Source organism: Martelella sp. FLE1502 (assembly GCF_053484255.1).
The window spans coordinates 163,236-179,498 of record NZ_JBAKFQ010000006.1; the positions used below are offsets into that span (position 1 = coordinate 163,236).

General features: G+C 64.3%; 17 protein-coding genes. 10 read left to right on the forward strand and 7 right to left on the reverse strand.

Features of this window, described 5'->3' with window-relative positions:
• Positions 1-4: 4 nt before the first annotated feature.
• Complete coding sequence (locus V6767_RS07755) at positions 5-379, reverse strand: DUF2147 domain-containing protein (RefSeq protein ID WP_448472936.1); 375 nt, start codon at positions 377-379, stop codon at positions 5-7.
• Between the two features lie 140 nt (positions 380-519).
• A complete protein-coding gene (locus V6767_RS07760; protein WP_448472937.1) occupies positions 520-1,098 on the reverse strand; it encodes a TetR/AcrR family transcriptional regulator in 579 nt (192 codons plus the stop codon).
• A gap of 44 nt (positions 1,099-1,142) precedes the next feature.
• Between V6767_RS07760 and V6767_RS07765 the strand changes: the two genes are divergently transcribed.
• Positions 1,143-1,685 carry a dihydrofolate reductase family protein gene (locus V6767_RS07765; RefSeq protein WP_448472938.1) on the forward strand — a complete coding sequence of 181 codons (543 nt, stop codon included), beginning with the start codon at positions 1,143-1,145 and terminating at the stop codon, positions 1,683-1,685.
• Here the strand turns inward: V6767_RS07765 and nadC are convergent.
• The 4 genes from nadC to V6767_RS07785 all read right to left on the reverse strand — a co-directional run bounded on the left by nadC (position 1,667) and on the right by V6767_RS07785 (position 6,059).
• Positions 1,667-2,512, reverse strand: a complete 846-nt coding sequence (gene nadC, locus V6767_RS07770) for a carboxylating nicotinate-nucleotide diphosphorylase (protein ID WP_448472939.1) — start codon at positions 2,510-2,512, stop codon at positions 1,667-1,669. The two genes, V6767_RS07765 and nadC, sit on opposite strands and share 19 nt — an antisense overlap.
• Before the next feature lie 10 nt (positions 2,513-2,522).
• Positions 2,523-4,040, reverse strand: a complete 1,518-nt coding sequence (locus V6767_RS07775; RefSeq protein WP_448472940.1) for an L-aspartate oxidase — start codon at positions 4,038-4,040, stop codon at positions 2,523-2,525.
• Positions 4,037-5,008, reverse strand: a complete 972-nt coding sequence (gene nadA / locus V6767_RS07780; protein WP_448472941.1) for a quinolinate synthase NadA — start codon at positions 5,006-5,008, stop codon at positions 4,037-4,039. Before nadA ends, V6767_RS07775 begins: the two co-directional genes overlap by 4 nt.
• A 154-nt stretch (positions 5,009-5,162) precedes the next feature.
• On the reverse strand, positions 5,163-6,059 hold the full coding sequence (locus V6767_RS07785; RefSeq protein ID WP_448472942.1) for an NUDIX hydrolase: 897 nt from the start codon (positions 6,057-6,059) through the stop codon (positions 5,163-5,165).
• A 461-nt stretch (positions 6,060-6,520) separates the two neighbouring features.
• Here V6767_RS07785 and V6767_RS07790 point away from each other — a divergent pair, with 461 nt between their 5' ends.
• The 5 genes from V6767_RS07790 to V6767_RS07810 all read left to right on the forward strand — a co-directional run bounded on the left by V6767_RS07790 (position 6,521) and on the right by V6767_RS07810 (position 11,949).
• Positions 6,521-8,116 carry an ABC transporter substrate-binding protein gene (locus V6767_RS07790; RefSeq protein WP_448472943.1) on the forward strand — a complete coding sequence of 532 codons (1,596 nt, stop codon included), beginning with the start codon at positions 6,521-6,523 and terminating at the stop codon, positions 8,114-8,116.
• Positions 8,117-8,329: 213 nt separating this feature from the next.
• A complete protein-coding gene (locus V6767_RS07795; RefSeq protein WP_448430282.1) occupies positions 8,330-9,337 on the forward strand; it encodes an ABC transporter permease subunit in 1,008 nt (335 codons plus the stop codon).
• 10 nt (positions 9,338-9,347) lie between these two features.
• On the forward strand, positions 9,348-10,256 hold the full coding sequence (locus V6767_RS07800; protein WP_292055901.1) for an ABC transporter permease subunit: 909 nt from the start codon (positions 9,348-9,350) through the stop codon (positions 10,254-10,256).
• A gap of 5 nt (positions 10,257-10,261) precedes the next feature.
• Complete coding sequence (locus V6767_RS07805; protein WP_448472944.1) at positions 10,262-11,107, forward strand: ABC transporter ATP-binding protein; 846 nt, start codon at positions 10,262-10,264, stop codon at positions 11,105-11,107.
• On the forward strand, positions 11,104-11,949 hold the full coding sequence (locus V6767_RS07810; RefSeq protein WP_448472945.1) for an ABC transporter ATP-binding protein: 846 nt from the start codon (positions 11,104-11,106) through the stop codon (positions 11,947-11,949). Before V6767_RS07805 ends, V6767_RS07810 begins: the two co-directional genes overlap by 4 nt.
• A 234-nt stretch (positions 11,950-12,183) precedes the next feature.
• Here the strand turns inward: V6767_RS07810 and V6767_RS07815 are convergent, their stop codons facing one another.
• Positions 12,184-13,470, reverse strand: a complete 1,287-nt coding sequence (locus V6767_RS07815) for an Hsp70 family protein (protein WP_448472946.1) — start codon at positions 13,468-13,470, stop codon at positions 12,184-12,186.
• Positions 13,471-13,624: 154 nt separating this feature from the next.
• On the opposite strand from V6767_RS07815, the gene V6767_RS07820 reads away from it, so the two are divergent.
• The 4 genes from V6767_RS07820 to folE all read left to right on the forward strand — a co-directional run bounded on the left by V6767_RS07820 (position 13,625) and on the right by folE (position 16,184).
• Positions 13,625-13,972, forward strand: coding sequence for an MliC family protein (locus V6767_RS07820; RefSeq protein WP_448472947.1), 348 nt, complete (start codon positions 13,625-13,627; stop codon positions 13,970-13,972).
• Between the two features lie 6 nt (positions 13,973-13,978).
• A complete protein-coding gene (locus tag V6767_RS07825; protein WP_448472948.1) occupies positions 13,979-14,500 on the forward strand; it encodes an AAA family ATPase in 522 nt (173 codons plus the stop codon).
• A gap of 116 nt (positions 14,501-14,616) precedes the next feature.
• A complete protein-coding gene (locus tag V6767_RS07830) occupies positions 14,617-15,522 on the forward strand; it encodes a DMT family transporter (protein ID WP_448472949.1) in 906 nt (301 codons plus the stop codon).
• A gap of 50 nt (positions 15,523-15,572) precedes the next feature.
• Positions 15,573-16,184, forward strand: a complete 612-nt coding sequence (folE, locus tag V6767_RS07835; protein ID WP_448472950.1) for a GTP cyclohydrolase I FolE — start codon at positions 15,573-15,575, stop codon at positions 16,182-16,184.
• The last annotated feature ends 79 nt before the right edge of the window (positions 16,185-16,263 follow it).

Here is a 16,263-nt window from a genome sequence, read left to right on the forward strand (position 1 = left end):
GCCTTCAGTTCACGCTGGTCCAGTTCGCCGATTTGCAGATCAGCTTGCCGAGAATGCAGCCGCGCGTCTCCATCGCCGCGCCGTCGAGCGAGATCTCCATGGAATAGGTGAGGCCGCGCCGCACATCGCGGGCCCGGCCCTCATAGCGCGACGGCCCGACCGGGTCGACATCCATGACCAGCGTGTCGCCGACGCGCTCGTTGCGCGTGCCCGGCCTGACCCAGACATTGGTGGCGCACAGGTCTTCGCCGCATTGCTCGACCAGCACGCGCGCCTTGCCATCGCCGCGCGCCCACACGCCGGCAAGGTCGGAGGCTTCGGCGAGGCCGGGCGCGGCCGCCAGCGGAAGCGCGAGCAAAAATGAGGTTCTCCGGTTCATCCCTGTCTCCTCTCACGGTTTTGCGCGCGACCGGCAAAGGCGGGCCTTTGCGCGGCGCGCATCAACAACAACCAGACAAGGAGAATTACGGGCAAAAACGCCCGCCGGTTCGTTTTGCGGCGTTTTTATTGTCGGACACGCTACCGGGAAGCGGAGCCCGATGGGGCAGCCAGACGATCGAGGCCGGCGGTGCGGCACCAGCCTTCGAGAGCCTCGCCGATGGCCGCCTGCGGCGGGCCATTGCGGTTGAAGCCCCACCAGATGATCGCGCCCTGCCACAGGCTCGCCATCTGCCGGCCCAGCGCCGGATCATCGCCCAGTCGGCGCGAAAGCGCGATTGAAAGCCTGTCGCCCCAGGCCCTGCCGCGCGCCCGCAGCGCCGGGTTGCGCATGTCCTCGCGCAGAAGCGGCAGGCCGCCATCAAGGCCGTGTTCGGGATCGGGGGTGAGGTGCAGCAGCAGATCGATCGCGCCGCGCGGCGAAACCGGGAAGGCGGCATCGGCGGCTTCCGTTGCCTCATCAAGCCGGTCCCATGCGTAAAGCAGGATGGCCTCGACCATCGCCGCGCGGTCGCCGAACCGTTGCACAAGCGTGGGCGCGGAAAGGCCGCTGCGTGCTGCCGCCCTGGCAAAGGTGAGGGCGTCCGGACCGGTCTCGGCGATCGCGTCGAGCAACACGGCGAGCAGGGCGGGTTCCGAAATTGTCTTGCGTCTGGGCATGATCTATTTATAAATGAATGTTTATTTATTAACAAGGAGCAACCATGGCAAAAATTGTGGGCTATATCGCCGTCAGTCTCGACGGCTTCATCGCGGGACCGGACGACAATCTCGACTGGCTGTTCCGCTATGACGGGCTCGATCTCGGCGAGCATGATTACAATCTTTTCCTGAAGCGGATTGGCACCGTGGTCATGGGCCGGAGCACCTATGACTTTCTGGACCGCGTGGAAGGTCCCTGGCCCTATGAGGGCAAGCGGGCGCTGGTGGTGACGTCACGCCCCATCGACCGCCCGAAGGGTGCAATCGAGACGAGGACGGACGTGGACAGCCTGATCGCGGAACTGCGCGCGCTTGACGATGGCGACGTCTGGATGCTCGGCGGCGGCAAGCTGCAGATGGCGTTCATGGAGCGCGGCGCGATGGACGAGATCGAGATCTATGTCATGCCGGAACTGATCGGCGGCGGGTCGCCTTTGTTTCCGGCGACGGGGTTTGCCGCGCAACCGCGCCTGCTCAGCGCCACCGCGCTCGATCGCGGCTGTGTTCGGCTGCATTACAGCTTTGCTCAGACGGCCTCCCGGTAATCGAGACCGATATCGAGCACCGGGGCGGAATGGGTCAACCAGCCGATCGAGATCAGGTCGACGCCGGCTTTTGCGACCGCGCCGGCGGTCTCGGGCGTGATGCCGCCCGAGGCCTCGGTGATCGCGCGGCCGGCGACGATTGAAACCGCTTCAGTGAGCGTTTCCGGCGACATGTTGTCGAGCAGCACGGCGTCGACGCCCTCATCCATCGCCTCGCGCAACTGGTCGAGCGTGTCGACCTCGATCTCGATCTTGACCATGTGGCCGGCGTGCTTCTTGGCGGCCTGAAGCGCGGGGCGGATGCCGCCGGCGATCGCGATGTGGTTGTCCTTGATCAGCACGGCGTCTGCGAGCGAGAAGCGGTGGTTGCCGCCGCCACCGGCCTTCACCGCGTATTTCTCCAGCGCGCGCAGCCCCGGCGTGGTCTTGCGGGTGCATACGATTGCCGCCCCCGTGCCCTCGACGGCCGCGACAACCCCGGCGGTGACGGTGGCGATGCCGGAGAGGTGGCCGAGAAAGTTGAGCGCGGTTCGCTCGCCCGTCAGGAGCGCACGCGAGGGACCGGTAACCGTGGCGACGATATCGCCGGCCTCGACCTTCGCGCCGTCTTCCACGTTCCGGGTCATGCTGATGGCCGGGTCGACCAGGGTGAAGGCGAGTTCGGCGGCATCGAGGCCGGCGATCACGCCGGGCCTGCGCGCGGCCATCACCACGGTGGAGTGGTGGCCGGCCGGGATCACGGCATTGGCGGTGATGTCGCCGGCAAGGCCGAGGTCTTCCTCAAGCGCGCGGCGGATAGTGGGTTCGATGATCAGGCGGGGCAGCATGGCATGGTCCTCAGGCGCTTCTGGCAAGCGCGGGGCGCGCGGCAAGGGCGCGGGCATGGGTGAACACGGCGTCGAGCGTCATGAGCTGGCGCCGGCTTTCCGGGTTTTTCTGCGGGAAGTCGGTGCGGGCATGGCCGCCGCGCGATTCCGCGCGCCTGGCCGCAAACACCGCGATTGCGAGTGCTACGACCGCCGGATCGGCGTCCGGGCTGTCGCTTTCAGCAAGCGGTAGCAGTGCGGTGAGGGCATCGCCAAGCGCTGCCCCGTCCCGAGTGACGCCGAGTGCGTTCGAAACGATGCCGCGCACGGCTTCAAGTCGGGGCGCTGGCGTTGGCGACAGCGCCGGAAGCGGATGCTCAGAAGCAGGGGCCGTAGCGGCGATATCGGCCGCGGCGGCAAGCCCGGTGACGGCGGCCTCCAGCAGCGAATTGCTGGCAAGCCGGTTGGCGCCGTGGAGCCCGGTGGCAGCACACTCGCCGACGGCATAGAGACCTTCAACCGAGCTGCGGCCGGCCGCATCCACGGCGATCCCGCCCATGTGATAATGCTCCGCCGGGCGCACCGGTATGAGATCGGTCGCCGGGTCGATGCCGGCGCGGGCGCAGATCGCGAAAATCTCCGGAAAGCGATTCTTGAAGCGGCTGCCGAGCGCGGCCCGCGCATCAAGGAAAACCCGGCCGCCCCGCGCGATCTCGGCGGCGATCGCGCGGGCGACGACATCGCGGGGTGCAAGCTCCGCGCCGGGCGTCGCGGCCAGGAAGCGTTCGCCCCTCTCGTTCACAAGCAGAGCCCCTTCGCCGCGCACCGCCTCACTGATCAGCGGCAGCGGGCGGATGTCGGTTGCGAGCGCCGTCGGGTGAAACTGCACGAATTCCATATCGGCAAGCTGGGCCCCGGCGCGGGCGGCGAGCGCCACGCCCTGGCCGAAATTGCCCGCTGGATTGGTCGAGGCATCATAGAGCCCGCCTATGCCGCCGGTCGCGATCACGATGCGCGCGGCCGCGAGCCGGAACGGCTGGCCATCCCTCACGCCGGCAAGCCCGCAGACCGCATTGTCGCGAACCAGCAACCGGCGCGCCTCGGCCCCGGACACGACCGTGATCGAAGGGGTCGCGGCTACGGCCTTCGTCAGCGCCTTGACGATCGCTGCCCCTGTGGCATCGCCGCCGGCATGGATGATCCGCCGGCGGGAATGGGCGGCCTCCAGCCCGAAGGCAAGCCCACCCTCGGGGTCGCGATCGAAGGTAACGCCGTGGCGCTCGAGAAAGGCGATCGCCTCGGGCGCGGCCCGCAATATGCGCGCGGCCGCCTCGGCATCGCAAAGCCCGTCGCCGGCGGCGAGCGTATCGGCAAGGTGCAGCTCAGCGCTATCGTCTTCGCCAAGGGCGGCGGCGATGCCGCCCTGCGCCCAGCCGGTTGAGGTCTCCGCGCCGAGCGCCGCCCTGGTCACCAGCGTTACCGGCATCGGCGCAAGCGCGAGCGCCGTTACCAGTCCGCCGATCCCGGACCCGATGACGATGACGGTCATACCGCGAGCATCCGTTCGACGGCGCGGCGGGCATCATCGGCGATCGCCGGGTCAACGGTGACCTCATGGCGCATCTCCTGAAGGGCGGTGCGGATATTGGAAAGCGTGATCCGCTTCATGTGCGGGCAGAGATTGCAGGGCCGGACGAAATTGACGTCGGGATGGTTGACCGCGACATTGTCGCTCATCGAGCATTCCGTCAGAAGCACGACCCGACCGGGCTTGGCGTCGCGGACATAATCCGACATGCCGGCTGTGGAGCCGGAGAAATCGGCCTCGGCCACCACTTCCGGCGGGCATTCCGGGTGGGCGATGATGGTGACGCCCGGCCATGCCGCGCGCATCTCGCGCACATCTTCCGCCGTGAAAAGCTCGTGCACCTCGCAATGGCCGCGCCAGGCGATCAGCTCGACATCGGTCTCGCGGGCGACATTGCGGGCGAGATATTCGTCCGGCAGCATCAGCACTTTCGGCACGCCGAGCGATTCCACCACCTTCTTGGCATTGCCAGAGGTGCAGCAGATGTCGGAGGCGGCCTTCACGGCGGCGGAGGTGTTGACATAGGTGACCACCGGCGCGCCGGGATGGGCCTGCCGCATCAGCGCGATGTCTTCCGGCGTGATCGAATCCGCCAGAGAACAGCCGGCCTGCATATCGGGGATCAGAACCGTCTTTTCCGGGTTCAGCAGCTTCGCCGTCTCGGCCATGAAGTGGACGCCGGCCAGCACGATCACATCGGCATCGACCCTTGTCGCCTCGCGCGCCAGCGCCAGGCTGTCGCCGACGATATCGGCGACGCCGTGGAAGATTTCCGGCGTCTGGTAATTGTGCGCGAGAATGACGGCGTTGCGCTCCCGCTTCAGGCGGTGGATCGCCTCGATATCGTCGGAAAAGCTCAGCCATTCCGCCCTGGGAATGACGTTTGCGACCCGGTCATAGAGGGCATCGGCGGAAAAGGGCGCGTTCATCGGCGTTATCTCCTGTGTTCGGCCCGGCGCGGAAGAATCGGGGAAGCCGCGCCGGGCCTGCCAGGGGAGGCGTTGGGGAAACCTCGCGCTGGTCGATTAATACTCAATCTGAGTATATTATGGGCGGAAGCATTACGCCTTTATTGACGGGGAGTCAAGAACGCGCCAGCGGTAGCCTTGAAAGCGTCAGCGCCCGTTCCTCGACGATCGCGTGGCGATAACGGTAGAGTCTGGCCGGGCGGCCGCCGGCCTTGTCGGAGGTCTGGCCGGTTTCCTCGATCAGGTTCTGCTGATCAATCTGGCGGCGGAAATTCGGCTTGTGCAGCTTGAGGCCGGCCAGCGCCTCGACGCATTTCTGCAGCTGAAGCAGCGTGAAGCTTTCCGGCATGAGTTCGAAGATCACCGGACGGTATTTAATCTTGGCGCGCAGTCTTGCGATGGCGGTTGCGAGAATCCGGCGGTGATCGGCGGCCATCGGCTTGCCGAACCAGAAGGCGGGCGTCTGTCCGGCCTCGGCGATCAGGCCCGCCTCATACATCAGCTCGAAGCGCTGCAGCACCAGCTCCTCGTTCCAGGCCATGCCCTCCATGCCGAAGGCGAAGCGGATGCGCTGGCGGCGCTCGGCACGGCCCGGCCGCTCGCTCATCGCCCACTGCATCATCAGGTCGCTGACCTGCTCCAGGATTTCCGGCCGGCCCTCGCGCAGGTCCTCCCACGGGAAATAGGTATACCAGTCCTTCCACAGCGGCCCGCCGCCGCCGGGCGGCGGCTGTTCGCGCACAAGGCCCAGATAGCTGATCGAGATGGTGCGCTCGCCGTCGAAGCCGCGGTCGCGGTCGGCGAAGGTGTAGAGCTGCTCGAGATAGCCGACGGGATGGCCGGTCTGGGCCCTGACCCAGGAATTGAGGCCGCCCTGCAGCGTGCGGTGGCCATTCTCGAACGGGCCGGAGGGGAGTGCTGCGCCCATGCGCACGGTCATCACCCGCGGCGCATCATTTGTCAGCGCGGTGAGAACGGCGATCAGTTCGGCATGGACGCGGGCTTCGGTCACGGAGGCTCCGGATGGTTATCGGTTCAGGATATCACCATTTCGGATATGGCGATAAGCATCGAAATCAAGAGCACGCCATCTCAGACTTTCGCATGATTGGCAAACGGCGCGCTGCTTGTATGGTCGCCTGTGGAAAGTAACTTTCGGCAAAACCGTGCCCGTTCCCAAGAAACAGAATTACGCGCTTTGCCGCCACATTTTGCCGAAAATAAGCGGGACGTGGAAAATTCAAGGATTTCATGTGTTTGCCACGCCTGACGCGAGAGTAGTAACGCGTTTTTTGATTGCATGGTCAATAAAAAGCGCTAGTCTCGCCATCAGTGTGACGTTTGCGGTTGGGCGCAGACCCGCATGAAGTTCAGCATAATTCGGGATCGCGAAAAAGCCGAGAGCGGTGCCGGAAAGTGCGAAACCTTTGGCGGCGAGACGCCGTCGACGACATCAACCACAAGGGGAAAATGATGAAGAAACTGAAGGCTTTGGCGCTCGCCACGAGCGTTTTCGTATCGCTTGGCGGCGCCGCCAGCGCATCAACGCTGGTCTACTGCTCGGAAGGCTCCCCCGAGGGCTTCGATCCGGCACCCTACACCGCAGGCACGACGTTCGACGCCTCCTCACGCGCGATCTACAACCGCCTCGCCGAGTTCAAGCACGGCTCCACCGAGGTTGAGCCCGGCCTTGCAGAGAGCTGGGACGTTTCCGATGACGGGCTGGAATACACCTTCCACCTGCGTCCGGGCGTCAAGTTCCAGACGACCGACTATTTCACCCCCACGCGTGAGATGAACGCCGACGACGTGATCTTCTCGTTCATGCGGCAGATGGATGAATCCAGCCCCTGGTACCAGTATGCGCCGGGCATCTCCTGGGAATATTTCAACGGCATGTCGATGCCGGACCTGATCAAGAGCATCGAAAAGGTCGATGACATGACGGTCAAGTTCGTGCTGAACCGGCCGGAAGCGCCAATGATCGCGAACCTCGCCATGGACTTCGCCTCGATCATGTCGAAGGAATATGCCGACCAGCTTGAAGAGGCCGGCAATCTGGAACAGTTGAACCAGAAGCCCGTCGGCACCGGTCCGTTCACCTTCGTGAACTACCAGCAGGATGCCGTCATCCGCTACAAGTCCAATCCGGACTATTACAAGGGCCAGGAAGATCTCGACACCCTGATCTTCGCGATCACCACCGACGCCGCCGTTCGCCGCCAGAAGCTGGAAGCCGGCGAGTGCCAGATCATGGTCTATCCCGCGCCCGCCGATCTGGAGGCGCTGGAATCCAATGACGACATCACGGTCATGGCCAAGGAAGGCCTGAATGTCGGCTATCTCGCCTACAACACCAAGATGGCGCCCTTCGACAATCCGAAGGTCCGCAAGGCCCTGAACATGGCGGTCGACAAGGAAGCCATTCTGGAATCGGTGTTCCAGGGCGCCGGCGAGGTTGCCAAGAACCCGATCCCGCCGACCATGTGGTCTTATAATGACGAGGTGCAGGACGACCCCTACGATCCGGACGCCGCCAAGGCGATGCTGGAAGAGGAAGGCGTCACCGATCTTTCGATGAAGATCTGGGCCATGCCGGTGCAGCGTCCCTATAACCCGAACGCCCGGCGCATGGCCGAGCTGATGCAGGCCGACCTCGCCAAGGTGGGCGTCGATGCCGAGATCGTGTCCTATGAGTGGGGCGAGTATCTGGCCCGGTCTTCCGCCGAAGACCGCGACGGCGCCGTGCTTCTCGGCTGGACCGGCGACAATGGCGACCCGGACAACTTCCTGGCCGTGCTGCTTGGCTGCGATGCCGTTGGCGGCTCCAACCGCGCCCAGTGGTGCTACGAGCCCTTCGAGGAGCTGATCCAGAAGGCCAAGGTCACCTCCGACACCGAGGAGCGCACCGAGCTCTACAAGCAGGCTCAGGTGATCTTCAAGGAACAGGCGCCGTGGAACACGATCGCCCATTCCAAGGTGTTCATGCCGATGACCAATTCGGTCGAGGGCTTCGTCATGGACCCGCTCGGCTATCACCGCTTCGATGATGTAACCATCGCCGAATAAGGCCTCGCACAAGAGAAGGGGGCCGATAATGCGGCCCCGGTTTGCAAGAACCTCTCCCCGATCGGGAGTCACCCTCGGGCTTGACCCGAGGGTCCAGGCAGCGCCCACCGCGTCGCCTGGATGCTCGTAAGAGCATGACGCCTTTCGGGATGGCAGGCCGAAAAGCAAGCCGGATGCCGGTCATGCGGCCCCCTTCCGTTTTCGGGAATCGCCATGCTCAGATTTCTGTTCAGCAAGCTATTGCTGATTATCCCGACCTTTATCGGGATCACCATCGTTGCCTTCGGCTTCGTGCGCGTCCTGCCCGGCGATCCCGTGCTGCTTCTGGCCGGCGAACGCGGCATGGACCCCGACCGATATCAGAAACTTCTTCACCAGTTCGGCTATGATCGCCCGATCGTGGTCCAGTATCTGGACTATGTCTGGAGTCTGCTCCATGGCGATTTCGGCGTTTCGATCGCCACCAAGCAGCCGGTGTTCCAGGAGTTCCTGAACCTGTTTCCGGCCACCGCCGAGCTTGCGATTTCGGCGATGCTGCTCGCCGTCATCATCGGCATTCCGGCGGGCATAATCTCCGCGGTCAAGCGCGGCTCGGTGTTCGACCAGGCCACCATGGGCATCGCGCTCACCGGTTATTCGATGCCGATCTTCTGGTGGGGCCTGCTGCTGATCATCCTGTTTTCCGGCATTCTCGGCTGGACGCCGGTCTCCGGCCGGATCTCGCTGCTTTACTATTTCCCTTCGGTCACCGGCTTCATGACAATCGATTCGCTGCTCTCCGGCGAGAAGGGCGCATTCGCCTCGGCGGTTTCCCACCTCATCCTGCCGTCGGTCGTGCTCGCCACCATTCCGCTGGCGGTGATTGCCCGCCAGACCCGCTCGGCGATGTTGGAAGTGCTGGGCGAAGACTATGTCCGCACCGCCCGCGCCAAGGGGCTTTCCGGCAGGCGCGTCATCGGCATCCATGCGCTCCGGAACGCGATGATCCCGGTCATCACCACGATCGGCCTGCAGGTCGGCATGCTGATGGCCGGCGCGATCCTGACCGAGACGATCTTTTCCTGGCCGGGCATCGGCAAATGGATGATCGATTCGATCTCGCGCCGCGACTATCCGGTTGTCCAGGGCGGGCTGGTGCTGATCGCCGGTCTGGTCATGCTGGTCAACCTGCTGGTCGATCTCGCCTACGGCCTCATCAATCCACGCATCCGTCACCAATAGGAGCTCAGCCATGTCAGACAGCACGCTGGGCCAGCCGGTCCAAAAACGGAATATCCGCCTGCAGATGCTTACCGAATTCTGGCACTATTTCAGCCAGAACAAGGGCGCGGTCGCCGGCCTCGTCGTCATCGTCCTTCTGGTGCTGATGGCGGTCTTCGCGCCGCTTCTGGCGCCACATAATCCCGATCAGCAATATCGCGACATGTTCCTGACCCCGCCATTCTGGCAGGAGGGCGGAACGCTGACCTTCCCGCTCGGCACCGATGCTGTGGGCCGCGACATGCTCTCGCGGCTGATCTACGGGTCGCGCTATTCGCTGGTGATCGGCCTCGTGGTGGTGTCGGTGGCGCTGCTGCTCGGCATCACGCTCGGGTTGCTCGCCGGCTTCTTCCGCGGCTGGGTCGATGTCGCGATCATGCGCGTCATGGACGTGATCCTCGCCTTCCCGCCGCTGCTTCTGGCGCTGGTGCTGGTCGCCGTTCTCGGCCCAGGCCTGTTCAACGCCATGATCGCGATCGCACTCGTGCTGCAGCCGCATTTCGCGCGGCTGACCCGGGCGGCGGTGATGGCGGAGGCGCGCCGCGAATATGTGGTCTCGGCCCGCGTGGCCGGCGCGCGCAATCTCAGGCTGATGTTCAAGACCATCCTGCCCAATTGCCTCGCGCCGCTGATCGTGCAGGCGACGCTCTCCTTCTCCAACGCCATTCTGGAGGCGGCGGCGCTGGGCTTTCTCGGCATGGGCGCGCAGCCGCCGACGCCGGAATGGGGCACGATGCTGGCTGAAGCGCGCGAATTCATCCTGCGCGCCTGGTGGGTTGTCACCTTCCCCGGTCTCGCCATCCTGATCACGGTTCTTGCGATCAATCTCGTGGGCGACGGCCTGCGCGACGCGCTCGATCCCAAGCTGAAGCGGAGCTAGGTCTCATGGAACCGCTACTCGACGTTCAAAATCTCTCCGTCAGCTTTCCGACCGCGAACGGCGAAACCACGGTGCTGCACAACGCCTCCTACCGGATCGACCGGGGCGAGGTGCTCGCCATTGTCGGCGAGAGCGGCTCCGGCAAGTCGGTCGCCATGCTCGCCGTGATGGGCCTCTTGCCGACGACCGCCACCGTGAAGGCCGATCGCATCGCCTTCGAGGGCCGCGATATCTCAAACCTTTCGGCAACGGATCGCCGCCGGATCATCGGCAAGGATATTGCGATGATCTTTCAGGAGCCGGTCGCGAGCCTGAACCCGTGCTTCACCGCCGGTTTCCAGATCGAGGAAGTGCTGAAACAGCATACCGACCTCGACAAGAAGGCCCGCCACGCCCGCGCCATCGAACTGCTTCAGGCCGTCGGCCTGCCGAACCCGGAAGACCGGCTGAAGGCCTATCCGCACCAAATGTCGGGCGGCCAGTGCCAGCGCATCATGATCGCGATCGCCATGGCCTGCTCGCCGAAGCTCCTGATCGCCGACGAGCCGACGACGGCGCTCGACGTCACGATCCAGAAACAGATTCTGGAACTCCTGGCCAATCTTCAGGCCGAGACCGGCATGGCGATGATCATGATCACCCACGACATGGGCGTCGTCGCCGAGACTGCGGACCGGGTGGTGGTGCAATACAAGGGCCGCATGATGGAAGAGGCCGACGTGTTGTCGCTGTTCGAGAGCCCGAAACACGCTTATACAAAGGCGCTGCTTTCAGCGCTGCCGGAAAACGCCACCGGCGACCGGCTGCCCACCATCGATTATTCCGCCGACTATACGGGAGGTGCGGCATGAGCGAGATCGTCGCTGAAGGAAAGAATATCGTCCGCGATTATGTCGTGCCGGGCGGCATGTTCAAGGCGGCGCGCACGGTGCGCGCGCTGAAGGGCGTCGACTTTTCCGTCGAGCGCGGCAAGACGCTGGCGCTTGTGGGCGAATCCGGCTGCGGCAAGTCCACGCTTGCCCGGATTATCACCATGATCGATGCCCAGACCGAAGGCGATCTCACGATCGAGGGCCAGACGATCGACATCGCAAAGACGCGCCCCACGCCCGAACAGCGCCGCAAGGTGCAGATCGTGTTCCAGAACCCCTACGGTTCGCTCAACCCGCGCCAGAAGATCGGCGACGTGCTGATGGAGCCGCTGCTTCTTAACACCGACGACACGGCGAACGACCGCCGCGACAAGGCCCACGACCTTTTGAAGAAGGTCGGCCTCGGGCCGGAGCATTTCGACCGCTATCCGCACATGTTCTCCGGTGGCCAGCGCCAGCGGATCGCGATCGCCCGCGCGCTGATCCTCAACCCCTCGCTGCTGGTGCTCGACGAGCCGGTTTCCGCGCTCGATCTCTCGGTGCAGGCGCAGATCCTGAACCTGCTTGCCGATCTCCAGGACGAGCTCGACCTCACCTATATCTTCGTCTCCCACGATCTCTCGGTGGTGAAATATATCTGCGACGAGATCATGGTGATGTATTTCGGCGAAGTGGTCGAACGCGGTACCCGCGACGCCGTGTTCTCCGACCCGCAGCACGCATACACCCAGACCCTGTTCAAGGCGACGCCAAGGGCCGACGTGGAAAGCATCCGCGCGCGGCTTGCGGCCAAGCAGGCGAAGATGGCGGCAGGCGGCTGAGGGCGAGGCTGACCTTATCCGTCGCATAGCCCCCAATCAATCTCCCCCTTGAGGGGGAGATGTCGCGAACGCGTCAGAGAGGGGTAAAGGTCGCAAGCCCTGTAGGCCAAGTTTGCCGAGAGGTTTCACCCCTCTCTGCCCCTGTCGGGGCATCTCCCCCTCAAGGGGGGAGATTGTTGGCTGCCACGTCTGTGCTCCATCTTGCGCCCGGAGATTTTCGGCAACGCCGCGCTGTCACGCATCCCCCGAAAACGCATCATCCTTTCCGATCAACGCCAGCCCATGGGCGATCGACAGCAGTTCGCCGCCGGTCTCGATATCTGCAAACCGGTTCTCGAAAATCCGGCGCACCGCCGGCACGAAGGAGGTGCCGCCAGTGAGGAACACCTTGTCGATGTCTTTCGGCAACAACCCGGCGCCGTCGATCGCCTCGTCCAGCGCCGTCTCCATCTGGGCGAGCTCGCCGGCGATCCAGCCTTCGAAATCCGCCCGCTTTACCGTGCGGCGGCTGTCGCGGCCGAGCGGCGCGAAGAAGAATTCGGCTTCGTCCGCTTCCGACAGCGCTCGCTTTGTGGCCGAGACCGCCTCGTAAAGCGGATAGCCCTCGTCGTTCTCGATCAGCTCGATGAACAGTTCCAGCGCGTCCGGGTCGGTGGCATCGCGCACCAGGCTTTTCAGATCCGTGAAGTCGCGGGTGGTCTTGAAGATCGAGAGCTGGCTCCAGCGGCCGAAATTGGCGTAATAGTTCGACGGCACGTCGAGCGTCTTGCCGAAGCTTCTGTAATGCGTGCCCTTGCCGATCATCGGGCTCACCACATTGTCGATGATACGGTAGTCGAACATGTCGCCGGCAACGCCGACGCCGGAGTGTGAGAGCGGCTCGGCGGAAAGCTTTCCGGCCGATCTCGAAAACCGGATGATCGAATAGTCGGTGGTGCCGCCGCCGAAATCGGCGACCAGCACATTGGCATCACTCGTCAGCCGCTCGGCGAAATACCAGGCCGCCGCCACCGGCTCCAGCACGAAGCGGATTTCCGGGAAGCCGAAGCGCGACAGCGCGTCGTTGTAGCGCTGAAGCGCCAGTTCCTCGTCCGCGCCGATCCCGGCAAAGCGCACCGGGCGGCCGGCGACCACGCGCGAAACATCGGAAGGCCAGCCTTCGCCGGCATAGGTCATCAGCTTTTCCAGAAACACCGCCATCAGGTCGGAGAAGGTGTGCCGTCGGCCGAGCACGGCGGTCTCCTTGAACAGCGGACTTGCCGCATAGGTCTTGATCGACTGCAGGAACCGGCACTCGCCGGGATGGTCGATCAGCGTGCGGATCGCCGCCGCCCCCGCCTCCGTTGCCAGCGGCGCGCCGAAACCCGCCTGCCGGTCCTTCATGAAGGACAGGCAGGTGCGCATCGTATCGGTGATCCCGGCGCGGCTTTCGAAGGCAAGCGAGCGGGTTTCGCCGTCCTTTCCGCCTGGGATCGCGATCACGGTGTTGGTCGTGCCGAAGTCGAGGCCGAGCGCGGTCATGGGGCTTATCCTGTCATGATGGGCAAGGGCCGGCGGTTATACGTCGGCGGTGGGCGATTGCAAGGTCCACACCGAAATTTCCGCGATAAACCTATGCGTGTCGGCGGTGGCCGCGAAGCCGTGTATGATGCCGTCAGCATAACAGGAGGACCTCATGAAGACTGCTGCCCTCATCGCCATCTCGTTTTCTTTCGCCGCCCTTCCCGCCCTGGCGGAGGACGCGGTTTCGATCACGCTTCCGAGCGGTGCCGCCGAGATTTCCGCCAGCTATGACTGCGGCGATTTCACGCTCGACGCCCGCTATATCAATAGCGACCAGATCATGCTTGCCGAACTCCAGTGGCCCGAACACCACATTATCGCCGCCCAGGTCATCGCCGCCTCCGGCGCGCGCTATGCCGCCGGCACCTATGTCTGGTGGAGCAAGGGCAATGACGGCACGCTCTACGACGTCACCAAGGGCGAGAACGATCCGGGCATCGCCTGCACGGGAAAATCCTGAGACGCAATGGACAATTTCTTCGTCCTTTCCGGCTGTTCGGGCGGCGGCAAGTCGACGCTGCTTGCCGCGCTCGCCCGTCGCGGCTACGCGACGGCGGAAGAGCCCGGCCGAAGGATCGTGGCCGAGGAACTGGCGGGCGAGGGCGCGGCGCTGCCATGGGTGAACCTTGCAGCCTTCGCTCGCCGCGCCATAGATGTCGCGATCGCCGATTTCGAACGTATGCGCGACCATCGCGGCCCGGTGTTCTTCGACCGCGGTCTTGTGGACGCGGCGGCGGCGCTTGCCCATGCCGGCGGCTTTCTCGAACCCGACCTGCTTTCAGCCTATCGCTACAATGCGACGGCGTTTCTTACCCCGCCCTGGCCGGAGATTTTCGAGACCGACGACGAGCGCCGGCATGATCTGGAGCAGGGCCGCGAAGAATACCAGCGCTTACTTAAATTCTACCCCGAACACGGCTATCATCCGGTCATTCTGCCGAAGATGACGGTGGAAGCGCGGGTGGATTTCATCCTCGGCCATCTTTGATCCTCTCTTTAAGTCTCCAGGCGAACCGCCCGGCCGGCTGCGCGGCTTGACCCCTAGCGAAGGCGGCGCTATCGGCTGATGACTGCCCGGCATGCGGGTACAGGCGGGAGGGGTTCATGGCAGCAGCAAGCCGGATGTCCGGCATCGGCCTTGCGGTGACGGCGGTGGCCCTGCTTTCGGGCGTGGATGCGCTTGCAAAGAGCCTCGGCGCGGAGCTCTCGAGCTTTCAGGTCGTGTTCCTGCGCTACGCCGTCTCGGCGCTGTTTCTTGCGTTGTTCGTCTTCATCTTCGTGCGCCGCTGGCCGCGCCGGGGCTTCATGAAGGCCCATATGCTGCGCGGTTTTTTGGCGGCGGTGACGGCAAGCCTGTTCTTCTACGGCCTGGCCGGCATGCCGCTGTTGATGGCGCTGGCCCTGGCGATGACGGCGCCGATCTACATGGCGATGCTCGGCGCGCTGGTGTTCGGCGAGCGACCGGGCCGTTTCGTGCTGATCGCCCTTGTGCTGGCGGTTTCCGGCTCGGCGCTGATCGTCGCCGCCAAGGGCTCGGGCTTTGCCGGCCCGCCGGTGACGCTGCCGGTGATTGCAGCGGGGCTTGCTGCACCCCTTGCCTATGCCTTCACCGCGATCGCGATGAAGAAATCCTCCGCCGACGATCACCCCGTGACGCTGAGCCTGATGCAGACCGCCTTTGCCGCGTTGTTCTGCCTGCCGATGGCCCTCGTGCTGTGGCAGACGCCGGCGGCCGCGCTCACCTGGCAGATCGTGCTGATCGGGCTTTGCGGCGCGCTTGGCTTCATTTGCCTGATCTCGGCGCTCGCCAGCATTCCGGCCTCGCTCTACGCCGTCATCGATTACTCCGCGCTGGTCTGGGCCGGGTTCTACGGCTTCGCGTTCTTCGGCGAAATCCCGGCCTGGCCGACGCTGATCGGCGGCGCACTGATCGTGATCGCCTGCGTGCTGACGGCGCGCGACCAGAGACGGCCCGAGGAACTACGGACGAAATCGGGGCTTGAACCCTGATGGTCGCAAGGCCTACATAGCCCGCGACAGAACCGACCGACAGGTGACCCGTGAACACGATCCCGACCGATATCGAAGCCCTTGAGGCCGAGCGCCTCCAGCGCGAGGCAATCATGAAGGCGGTCCATGATATTCTGGTGGCGCTCGGCGAGGACCCAACCCGCGAGGGCCTCAGCGACACGCCGCTCAGGGTCGCCAAGATGTACCAGGAAGTCTTTTCCGGCCGGAATGAAGACCCGCGCGCCCATCTTCAGACCGTGTTCCAGGAAGACGGCCATGATGATATCGTCATCGTCCGGGACATCCTGTTCCACACCATGTGCGAGCATCACCTTCTGCCGTTTTTCGGCAAAGCCCATATCGCCTACCTGCCCGAGGGCGGGCGGCTGACGGGGCTTTCGAAACTCGCCCGCGTGGTCGACACCGTCTCGCGCCGCCCGCAATTGCAGGAGCGCCTGACCGACGACATCGCCGATGCCATCAATGATGCGCTTGCGCCCAGGGGCGTGATGGTGATGGTGGAGGCCGAGCACATGTGCATGGCAATGCGCGGCATCAAGGCCCACGGCTCCAAGACCATCACGCTCGTCACCCGCGGCCTGTTCGATACCGACCGCGACCGCCGCGCCGAAACCCTGTCGCTGCTGAAGGGCCTCGCCTGACCGCCATTTTTTTAAACGCCCCGCGCGCAAGACGCTTGAAAAACAGCTGCAGAGCCTGTAACAGCGCACTGCAACGCGA